We start from the raw sequence: 9,832 nt of genomic DNA, 5'->3' as shown, positions 1-9,832 counted from the left end.
TGGGGGCGGCTGAAGGCCCGCGCATCAGTGTACAGCGCATTTCCCCAGCCATAAAACAATATCATCTCTGGGGATTCCATCCAGTTAATTAATGAGCCAGGATCGCGCTGCGCTGCGACGACATTGACTTGTTTGTAACCGTATTCTCCGATCGCGATCGCAGGTCTGGCAAGGGCATCAGTTGCAGCCGTCGAGAAGCCACCATTCGGTGCATCTGACCATTGCATCACCGTGCGAACGCTGTCTCGACCTTCCAGCGAAAGGTCATCGCCCATGCCAATTTCTTCGCCATAGCGCAGCATGGGTGTACCAGGCAGGGTGAACAGCAAGCTGTAGATTAGTTCAATCCGGCGACGAGATCCTCCCATCATCGGTGGTAAGCGACGACGAATCCCGCGCCCGAAAATTTGCATAGTTTTCTCAGGGGCAAACGCTGCAAAAATTTCCTCTCGTTCCGATGAGGTAATGCGGTCTAGCGTCAGTTCATCATGGTGGCGCACAAAATTAAGCCACTGACAAATATCAGGAATATCCGGTAAGATTTTTAGTCCATCGCGCAATGCTGTGGATTCTTGACGCGCCAGTGCCAAAAACAGATGCTGGTTCAGCAAAAAGTTGAACAGGATGTGCATTCTGTCGCCCTTATCAAAGTAGATAGAAATTTGATCGCGATCGACATTTGCTTCTGCCAGCAACACAGCATCACCCTGACGCGATGACACAAACTCTCTCATTTCTTCCAAGAAACCTCGCAGGTTTTCGGGGTCTGCACCTTCGATGCCAATTCCTTTAATTAAAAATGGAACAGCATCAATGCGAAATCCAGACACGCCCAGTTCTAGCCAAAAACCCATAATTTTGCAGATTTCTTCTCGTACCGCCGGATTGCCAATATTCAAATCTGGCTGTTCTTTATAGAAGTGATGCAAATAGTAAGCGTTTGCTTGTTCGTCGTACTCCCAAATACTGTCCTCAGCATCGGGAAACACCAGCAATTCTGGATCAGTTTTGGGTGGATTTTCTGACCACACGTAGTAATTGCGATACTTGGAGTTTTTATCGCTTTTGGATGCCACAAACCAAGGATGCTGATTGGACGTATGATTTACTACCAGATCGATCAGCACGCGAATTCCTCGTTCCCTTGCTTGGTGCATGAAATCGACAAAATCTCCCAGGGTTCCCAGTCGCGGATCAATGTTGTAGTAATCCATCACGTCATAACCATTGTCGCGGTTAGGGGAAGGATAAAACGGCAGCAACCACAAACAAGTAATTCCTAGCGCCGATAAATAGTCTAGGCGGTTGATAAGTCCCTGAAAGTCGCCGACACCATCGCCGTCGGAGTCCATGAAGGTTTCAACATCGAGGGAGTAAACAATTGCGTTTTTATACCAGAGGTCTTTCATAGCAGTAAATTTCTTAATAGAGAAACTGTGTAACATGGTTTTGTTCACACACCCGGTCACTGGATCATTTAGGAATCTGAATGCCACGGGTATAGCTCATCTTTCGGAATATGAGCCTAAGTTCTGTTTGTCCCAATTAAAAATATATCTCTCAATATAAAGGTAGATGAAATATCTATCAATATAATAAATAAATAAATTACGTTTTTTCAATTAAAAAACGGTCGATGCGGCTGACTATCATTAGCAGGAGCGATCGCTACCAATTTGCGATTAGATGTTCATCCAAATAGCCAACTTGTTTAGCTTGTCGCTGCACTGCCTTCGCTCTCTTTCGCCAAGACAGTGCACCAGCATAAACATTAGTTACAGCGGTCAGCCTTTGTCAGTCATGACGGCAGAGGAGTTGTCTTTGCCTTTAGCGATCGCCCATGCTGCCAACTAATCTTCTACCCAATTGAGTAACCCAAGAGAAGTAACAGCTCCAAAAAAGTGAGCGCCAATCAGATTGACGTTTGCCATCGTCACAAAAATATCTAAGGAACGAATCACATTTTCTGGGGCATAAGCTGCCATCGCTTGGGGCTGACTAAGAGTTTTCGCTAGCACTACAGCAACTGTTTCTTCAGAAGCGACAAACGCGATTAATACCCCCACCAAACTAGAAACTAATCCAATCCGTAAGGTGTGAGTAATATGTTCTTTGCTGGGATATACCTGGGAATTTTCGGCGTGCAAAAGTCGGCCTAAAAGCCGATAGCGAAAATCCCAAAAAATTCTAAAGCACAGCAATAACAGACCAATTATCGCTAAAAATATGCCGAACCCAATACCTGCATTATTGGTTTGCTCGCTCATGTTGCGACCCAACATAGCAAATACTAAAACAATGCCGGAAACAGCACCCAAAAATAACTGTATCCAGAAGCTAAATCGACTGAACAAGCGAAAAGTTGAGACGAATTCAGTTTGTGTCAGCGGTTGCGACAAGGATTCTGGTTGATTCAGTTGATTCATTATATACACCTTATTGCTGAATTGATCATCAAAGCAAACGACGTAAGAAATAGGTTCTGCTTGTCTTCCTGTCGCCAGCGATCGCCTTGTGGTTAGCTATTAGAGTTTTCCTGAAAAGTCAGTTAAGGGCAAGCAGGATGCCGGATATTTGGGAACCGACTGGGGCAATTTTCGGTAAATAAAAGGTTGAACTCAACACAGCCACTGCCGTTGTGGTTGATTTGATTTTCCTCAAATCCTCCCGGTTCGGAACAATCAACTTCTTGCGACTATGGGAATTTAGAGTCTTAAAAATCGACTTAGGCAAAACGTCTCTTGTCTTTGTTCACCATCTCAAAATCTTGCTTCTATCTCTATTTAATCTAACTAGCCCAACCTTGCCATCTGTCTGATGCCATAAGAAAATATCCTCCTGATGGAAGATGATTGAGCGAAAATTTATGATACAGCTTTGAGTTAAGTGCGATCGATCGCACTATTGGCGATCGATGCTTGATTCACAACACCCGCACTGGGGCGCATCCATTCTTGGAACGTCCATAAGCTAGTTAGGGCAGTTATTGCAGATTTGTCAGATATATCATTATGGAAAAGCAGGTATTTTTGCTTTCCGTTTACACCTTAGCTCTTGATAGCATTCGGATTTTTTTTTGACATTATTTTTAGGGTCGCCAATTCTAATTGTTATTCAAACTTGGGTTAAAGAAATTTTTATCAAAAATCTACTATACCGCTGGCAGACTCCTCCATCATGGAAGCCATCTTATAGCCCCTAAAGCTATATTTGTCAAGCCCAATAAATGTGAAATTTCTTACTCAATCAACCGATGACACTCCCGCTCAAGACAGATTTAAAAAAAATCTAAACAAGCTAATCTTTAAGTTAATAAATAATAACATAAATTATCTGTTTAAGAACTCAGTTAGCTGGACAGGAATGCACTATTGGCTATGGCAGCAGTCGTGAACAACTAAATTGTCAAAAAATATGAAACGGGACAACTCACCCACCGACAGCATTAAAGACTCAATTGGACAGGCAGCTTCTCATCCCTGGTTTGAGCGACTGGCAAGATTGGGATATGCTTCCAAAGGCTTAGTTTACTTTATTGTCGGTTTTCTAGCAGCACAAGCAGCCTTTAGTATGGGCGGCAGGACAACAGATACTAGCGGTGCATTATCAGAAATTGTTAACCAACCCTTCGGTAAATTTCTGCTATTTCTTGTAACGATTGGCATTATTGGTTATGCCCTTTGGCGTATCGTTCAGACAATTCTCGACCCAGAACACCAAGGACAGAAAATGGATGCCAAGCGAATTGCCCAACGCATTGGCTACGCCTTAAGTGCTTTAGGTTATGCAGGTTTGGCTTTAACGGCTGTAAAACTGATAATGGGTTCGGGCGGTGGTAAGAGCGATACAACCGAAGATTTGACAGCCCAAATTTTAGCGCAACCGTTTGGACAATGGCTGGTAGGATTGGCAGGCTCAATTGTTATTGGTGTAGGATTTTCTTATTTTTACGAAGCATATAAAGCCAAATTTCGCCGCCATTTCAAGCTAGATGAAATGAACCCAACCGAGCAAAAGTGGGCGACACGGTTGGGTCGATTTGGAATTGCTGCCCGTGGGATTGTTTTCGTTATAATCGGTTTTTTCTTAATTCAAGCAGCAAGGCTATCGGATGCCAGTCAAACCAAGGGATTGGGCGAGGTGTTGGCAATTCTGGCACAACAGCCTTTTAGTCCAGTGATTTTGGCTCTAGTACCTTTGGGTTTAATTGCCTATGGCATCTACTCGGTAATTGAAGCTCGCTATCGGCGAATTTTCCGCTCATAAGCTTGCCGGTTATACGGAAAGTTATGAATTTTGAGTACAAGATTTTTTTGTTTTACTTATCTAACTCAAAACTCAAAACTTTTACTAGGCGTTTTGATTAAATCACCTGCTTTTAAGTCTGGATATTTTAACTCACAACTCAGGGCGGGCACGGGGGCACCGCCCCTACTCAAGTCAAAACTCCTAAAAACTTATGGCACAAATTGGTTATCATGCTTCTCATGAACAGTTTAAGCCCAGTGAACTGCTGAAATATGTCCAAATGGCAGAGCAAGCTGGCTTTACCCATGCCCTTTCTTCCGATCACTTTCATCCTTGGAGTGAAGCGCAAGGACAAAGTGGTTTTGCTTGGTCTTGGTTGGGTGCAGCAATGCAAGCAACGCCGAGGCTTTCCTATCGGGTTGTTTGCGCTCCCGGACAGCGGTATCATCCGGCTATTATTGCCCAAGCTGCGGCAACGCTGGCAGAAATGTTTCCCAATCGTTTTTGGCTAACGGTTGGCAGCGGTCAAGCGTTGAACGAACATATTACTGGGGATAAGTGGCCGACTTCGAGCGATCGCAACGCGCGCCTCAAAGAATGTGTCGATATTATCCGCGCCCTTTGGACAGGAGAAACCGTCACCCATCGCGGTTTAGTGTGCGTAGAAGATGCAAAACTCTATACCCGCCCGGAAATTCTCCCATTAATTATCGGCGCCGCAGTTACGCCAGAAACCGCAGAATGGGTGGGCAGTTGGGCAGATGGATTAATTACTACTTCTCGCCCACCTGAAAAGTTAAAAAAAGTCGTCGATGCGTTTCGTCGCGGTGGCGGAGAAGGGAAACCAATGATTTTGAAAGTGCAGCTTTCCTATAACAGTAATGCAGAGAAAGCACTACAAGGCGCTCATGATCAATGGCGTAGTAATATCTTCAAAAGCAAAATGCTGACAGAACTGATAACACCCGATCAATTTGATGCCGCCGGGGAGTTTGTGCAACCAGAGGAGTTATATCAACACGTCCGCATTTCGGCAGACCAAGACCAGCATATTGAGTGGTTGCAAAAAGATATTGAATTGGGGTTCGATCAACTAATTTTGCACAACGTTAACCGAGAACAAGAGCAGTTTATTGAGGCGTTTGGCGAAAAAGTAGTGCCAGCGCTGACAAAAAGTTGATTGGTAATTATGATGCTACTGATATCACTTCCGGCGGCGCCGGAATGATATCAAGTCCGCGCTTCATTGTCGGGCGTAAAGTCGAATCAAGTTGCCAATAAATAATTCGCGCTATTTTTCAGTTTTTTGACTCATAGTCAACAATCACCGACAGTGCAACCGGAATCGATATGACTTACCGACTAACATTGTCAGAATCCTGAGTGCGATCGCTATCTCCCAAACCCAATGCGGTTCGCCACTTATCGGGATGGCGCGGCATCAGCATTCGCACATCACGATCGGGCAAGGCGATGCCAGCATCTTTGAAGGCAAGAACGATATGAAATGTCTGCTGAGCTTGCTGAGCTGCAACTGGCTCAGACTTTTCTAAAAAACTGGTCGCATAGATGTTAAACGACAAAGCTAAAAATGCTGTACTTAATTAACGGCAAACGCCAGCAATTAGAGATTATAAATCTCCTCTGTTTTAGTAGTGGTAGTAATTTTTTAGGTTCGTATTTGCGCTTCAACGCTCATGTGGTCGAAGACAGCGCCACTACAAACCCTTGTTCAATTGATTCGCACTCTAACGCCCTTCCCTCTTCACGTCCAACTCTTCACGACGCAGTGTTTCCGTTGCCTCAACAATCTCCGTTTCAACTTCTTTCCTGATGTTAACTTCTTCGCGCACGAAAGCTTCTTTTTTGAGATCAGCCGTTTCTTCGTAAACTTCCATTCGCATCACCTTTTCCTGCTGGAAGGGAGTATCCCTATTTACTGGCGCACCTGCCTTTCCTGGAGTTACACTCTCAATTACAACTCGCTCTTTTTCTGTGGGAATTGAAACTCGTGCCGTGTCGGTTTCTACTCGCTTGCCAATTGCTACCTCGCCAGTTTTGTGACGGCTTTTCTCTGCAACCAGTCGTTCTTCGTAGAGGCGGAATTTGTGATGCTCGCGCTCGTTCATCTGATACAATTGAGGCTCTTGTTCGTAAGTGTAGGTGTTGCGGTCATAACCAGCCGCCTTAGCTTGGTTAGAGACAGAACGCGGCATAGAAACTGGTGCAGATGCTTCTAAAGGTAATGATGCTTCTACAGGTGCAGACCCTTCTACAGTTAGAGTACGATAAACACCCCGCACTTGTTCTTCATAATCGTAATCTACTACCATCCCATCCTCATACCTGGGTAGTCTTTCTGCTTGGTCTTTACTCCTCAAACCCGTCGCGTAGATGCGTTCTGCATCAACGTCAACTCGACAAAGAGCAACTGGAACTAATACCTTCTTGCCAAATATCCAGAAACCCGTGTCAACAACAAAATATCGGAAACGCCCTGTCTCATCAACTAGCGCGGTATCGATGGAGCCAATCTTCTCATCTTTATTTCCAGCATAGATATCCAGACCTTTGATATCTTCGCCATTAAAAGCAGCTTCGCGGTAGTTGGGATTAAAATCTTCAATTTTGTAAAGTAACATACGAGTCCTTCCCTTTCTATCTATATCAACTTATGACCCCATTTTAGATATATCTCCAAATTGATGCTTCCTTCTTATGAAGGATTAAGTGAAACAGAATAGTAGGATGAGTATATTTATTTTAAGTTTTTCTGTCTTTGGATAGATGACTTTTTCATTTTTTATCCCCCTTCCGCACCCTCAAGTTTCACAATAGGTTTCTAACTATTTTTATAAAAAAATACACTTATAAATTAGACTTTGATACTTTATATTAATGAATAAAAAAACTTATACACATAATTTATTACTTTAAAAGTAGACTTTTATGTGAAATATTTTGGGGCAACACATTTGAAAAACTTTGCCTTGATTATGCTACTCCCTATGTTTAAATATCATTATAAATATATGATGCAACACCGCCTATTCAGCACGCAATTTCCCATAACTGATGACTAATGACTAATAACTAAGGACTAATAAAAACAAATTCCCCGGTCTAACCAGGGAACGAAAAATATTAAAAAAATTAATGTTGTTTTAATAAATTGAATTTGCCAAAAAGCGGCGATAAATTAGTAGCAGCCCTGGTTGATTTGAGAGGGGGACGCCGGGGCGGGCATTCCTGTGCAGGTGCCGCACCCGATCGCATTTTCCAGTCTCAAGAAAACAGTTGCATTCATATTTGAGTACCAGTTAAGCTTGGCTGCTGTTGCGAGTCTGGCTAGCCAGCTCCAACACTTGCGCCCAGCGTTTTTGGACTTGTTTGGGAGTGCATTTGAGCGCGGTGGCGATCGCCTTGTCGCTTTCTTGATTCCGCTTCATTTCTAACAGTTGCTGCATTTCCGGCGACAGTTGAGCGCGAAATGCTTCCCATTTGTCCGAAGTCATTCCCAGCTTTTGATCGACATCAGCACCCAGCCATTCGTGGACAAGTTTCCAATTTTGAGTGCGGGCAAATTTTTCGACGTGGTACTTGAAACGTTGTTGCAAGTAGTCGCGCTGGCGGGAAGACAAACCGAGCGCGCGGTCAATTTCCGAAGCCGAAAGGTCTTGCAATTTTAAAGTTAAGTAATTCACGCATTCTGGCTGATTTTGCGATTCCAGATAGGCGATCAATTCCGAGACTACTCGATCGCGCAGCACAGCATCAGCCGGATCGACAGTTTCCGATACCATTTGCTCGCGCACTTGTTGCAGCGCCGGAGAGCGGCTGTAAATTTCCGCATCTTCTCCCTTGCCCGATTCTACAGCCATTTCAATGTCGATCGCAGTTTCGGGAGGCTGACCCTTGGCAAATCCTTGAGCGCGCAACACGATCAGGCGTTGGCGGTTGCGGCCCGGTAAGCCAATTTGGCGCTTGGCGTAGTGTTCGGTGAAAGCCATGTACTCAGCCAATTCGAGCTGCGTGCGGGGCTGGTAGGTGACATCGAGTTGGTGTTCGCGGCGGAAAGCTCGCAGAGATTCGATGTAAAAGCCTTGCAAAAAGTCTTCAATCATGTTGTAGCGAGCTTGGAAGTTCAAGTTCGATCGGAAAGAAGCAACATGGCGGTAAATCATCGCCGCGAGGTGAGAATGCAGTTCGACGCGGCCTTGTTTGGAACCGAGGCGGTAGTATTGCAGGGTTTTTTGCAACCGGTGCTCGGCCAAAGTGATTTGCCAAGCTTCAACTTCGCCGGAAATTTGGATGCGATCGCTTTTTTGGCAAATCCGTTCAACTTCCTTAGCAATCCGCATCGCCACTGCTTGAGCGCTGCGGCTGGCAGTTTTCATTTCGGCTTGCAATTCTTTGAGGGCGAAGTCAGCCAAAGCGAGGATATCGATGCTGGGAACAGTATTGATTTCGGGGTTTGGTTCGCTGGAGGTAGCCGGAATGCAGTTGAAGCCAGGAGCGGTGTTGCAGTTGACGGTGGTGGCAGTTTTGACAGTCATGGCATTTATCGGGTGGTAGGGCACAGCGGGTGTGCGAGGACATTTGTCAGAGAGTGAGGCGGCAGTTGCTGGCGGTTTCGCTTGCTGTGCTGATTCAACTCTCTATACATTGAATGTTATGGAAATAAACATCATCGCAGTGATGCCAGTGTTCCACTCTCTCATGCAACAGTTTTTGGCTGCTGAATCTGATTCTAAGCGCTGGCTGTGGAAGATTGATTTTATTGCCGTTAAAGCCTTACTGTACAAGCACTCTGAGCTGTTATTTGGGGGAGGAAAATGGAGGGTGCTGCCAGACCGGTGAGTGGACAATCTAATAACTGGCTATTTGAGGGGGTTTTGGCCGTTAGAGATTGTGGAATCGAGACTTGGCAGAGTGTAGCTATCTGCAATGTCTTCAGAACCTACGCAACAGCAGTTAGGAAACCCGGTTAATCTGGAAATTTGATCTTATTCAAGAAGGAAGAAGGAATAAGAAAAAAGCACAGAGAGCTTGGTTTGCCAACAATTCACCCCGATTCTCTCTCTAATACCAAAGTCACTGGCCCGTCATTGTCGATCGAGACTTGCATCCTCGCTCCAAACAAGCCTGTTTCAACTTTTAAGCCGCTCTGGCGCAACTTTTCGACAAATTTATCATAAAAAAATTCCGCTCGTTCAGGAGCCGCTGCTCTGTCAAAGGAAGGCCGCCGACCTTTGCGACAGTCGCCGTAGAGCGTAAACTGGCTCACAACCAGCAACTCGCCGCCGATGTCCTGTACGGACTTGTCCCAGCGCCCGGTATCCCCGGCCGTGTCGGGAAACAAACGCAATTCTAGGCATTTGCGAGCCATCCAATCGAGTTCTGCTTCGGTGTCGGTGTCTGCAATACCTACAAGCAAGTTAAGTCCGCGGCCAATTTTGCCAATAATTCGATCGTCAATCTCGACTTGAGTTGACATTCTCACCGGGCTAAAGCCACGGTGATTCCCAAACCTCACGATTTGAGTTTCTGCTTCATCGCAACTGCCTCCACCCACAAGGAGTTT

Annotated in this window: 10 protein-coding genes; 4 read left to right on the top strand and 6 right to left on the bottom strand. The window is 45.1% G+C overall.

What is annotated here, in order from left to right; translation table 11 throughout:
- The coding region (locus QUB11_RS30250; protein WP_333392485.1) for an alpha-amylase family protein at positions 1-1,409 on the bottom strand (1,409 nt) is incomplete at its 3' end.
- A gap of 277 nt (positions 1,410-1,686) precedes the next feature.
- Between QUB11_RS30250 and QUB11_RS30245 the strand changes: the two genes are divergently transcribed.
- On the top strand, positions 1,687-1,854 hold the full coding sequence (locus QUB11_RS30245) for a hypothetical protein (RefSeq protein ID WP_333207302.1): 168 nt from the start codon (positions 1,687-1,689) through the stop codon (positions 1,852-1,854).
- Here QUB11_RS30245 and QUB11_RS30240 read toward each other — a convergent pair.
- Positions 1,851-2,426 carry a DUF3611 family protein gene (locus QUB11_RS30240; protein WP_333207303.1) on the bottom strand — a complete coding sequence of 192 codons (576 nt, stop codon included), beginning with the start codon at positions 2,424-2,426 and terminating at the stop codon, positions 1,851-1,853. The genes QUB11_RS30245 and QUB11_RS30240 overlap by 4 nt on opposite strands.
- A 988-nt stretch (positions 2,427-3,414) precedes the next feature.
- Between QUB11_RS30240 and QUB11_RS30235 the strand changes: the two genes are divergently transcribed.
- Together QUB11_RS30235 and QUB11_RS30230 are read left to right on the top strand one after the other, a co-directional pair.
- Positions 3,415-4,266, top strand: coding sequence for a DUF1206 domain-containing protein (locus QUB11_RS30235; protein ID WP_333207304.1), 852 nt, complete (start codon positions 3,415-3,417; stop codon positions 4,264-4,266).
- Between the two features lie 193 nt (positions 4,267-4,459).
- On the top strand, positions 4,460-5,428 hold the full coding sequence (locus QUB11_RS30230) for a TIGR03885 family FMN-dependent LLM class oxidoreductase (protein WP_333207305.1): 969 nt from the start codon (positions 4,460-4,462) through the stop codon (positions 5,426-5,428).
- Between the two features lie 175 nt (positions 5,429-5,603).
- Here the strand turns inward: QUB11_RS30230 and QUB11_RS30225 are convergent, their stop codons facing one another.
- The 3 genes from QUB11_RS30225 to QUB11_RS30215 all read right to left on the bottom strand — a co-directional run bounded on the left by QUB11_RS30225 (position 5,604) and on the right by QUB11_RS30215 (position 8,804).
- Complete coding sequence (locus tag QUB11_RS30225) at positions 5,604-5,831, bottom strand: hypothetical protein (RefSeq protein ID WP_333207306.1); 228 nt, start codon at positions 5,829-5,831, stop codon at positions 5,604-5,606.
- Between the two features lie 165 nt (positions 5,832-5,996).
- Positions 5,997-6,890: a DUF2382 domain-containing protein gene (locus QUB11_RS30220; RefSeq protein ID WP_333207307.1), complete on the bottom strand. Its 894-nt coding sequence runs from the start codon at positions 6,888-6,890 to the stop codon at positions 5,997-5,999.
- Between the two features lie 678 nt (positions 6,891-7,568).
- Positions 7,569-8,804 carry a HetZ-related protein gene (locus QUB11_RS30215; protein WP_333207309.1) on the bottom strand — a complete coding sequence of 412 codons (1,236 nt, stop codon included), beginning with the start codon at positions 8,802-8,804 and terminating at the stop codon, positions 7,569-7,571.
- A 43-nt stretch (positions 8,805-8,847) separates the two neighbouring features.
- Between QUB11_RS30215 and QUB11_RS30210 the strand changes: the two genes are divergently transcribed.
- Entirely contained in the window at positions 8,848-9,108 is a 261-nt protein-coding gene (locus tag QUB11_RS30210; RefSeq protein ID WP_333392484.1) for a hypothetical protein, read from the top strand.
- 205 nt (positions 9,109-9,313) lie between these two features.
- Here the strand turns inward: QUB11_RS30210 and dtd are convergent, their stop codons facing one another.
- On the bottom strand, positions 9,314-9,745 hold the full coding sequence (gene dtd, locus QUB11_RS30205) for a D-aminoacyl-tRNA deacylase (RefSeq protein WP_333207311.1): 432 nt from the start codon (positions 9,743-9,745) through the stop codon (positions 9,314-9,316).
- Between the last annotated feature and the right edge of the window lie 87 nt (positions 9,746-9,832).

This window comes from Microcoleus sp. B6-A1, assembly GCF_036705085.1.
Taxonomy (GTDB): domain Bacteria; phylum Cyanobacteriota; class Cyanobacteriia; order Cyanobacteriales; family Microcoleaceae; genus Microcoleus.
Note: the sequence above shows the minus strand (reverse complement) of the source record. Positions and strands in the feature narration are given on the sequence as shown.

Excerpts from the sequence above, each read along its gene's own strand:
- QUB11_RS30230 (WP_333207305.1), top strand. The coding sequence starts at position 4,460 with ATGGCACAAATTGGTTATCATGCTTCTCATGAACAGTTTAAGCCCAGT.
- QUB11_RS30215 (WP_333207309.1), bottom strand. The coding sequence starts at position 8,804 with ATGACTGTCAAAACTGCCACCACCGTCAACTGCAACACCGCTCCTGGC.
- dtd (WP_333207311.1), bottom strand. The coding sequence starts at position 9,745 with ATGTCAACTCAAGTCGAGATTGACGATCGAATTATTGGCAAAATTGGC.
- QUB11_RS30240 (WP_333207303.1), bottom strand. The coding sequence starts at position 2,426 with ATGAATCAACTGAATCAACCAGAATCCTTGTCGCAACCGCTGACACAA.
- QUB11_RS30245 (WP_333207302.1), top strand. The coding sequence starts at position 1,687 with ATGTTCATCCAAATAGCCAACTTGTTTAGCTTGTCGCTGCACTGCCTT.
- QUB11_RS30235 (WP_333207304.1), top strand. The coding sequence starts at position 3,415 with ATGAAACGGGACAACTCACCCACCGACAGCATTAAAGACTCAATTGGA.
- QUB11_RS30220 (WP_333207307.1), bottom strand. The coding sequence starts at position 6,890 with ATGTTACTTTACAAAATTGAAGATTTTAATCCCAACTACCGCGAAGCT.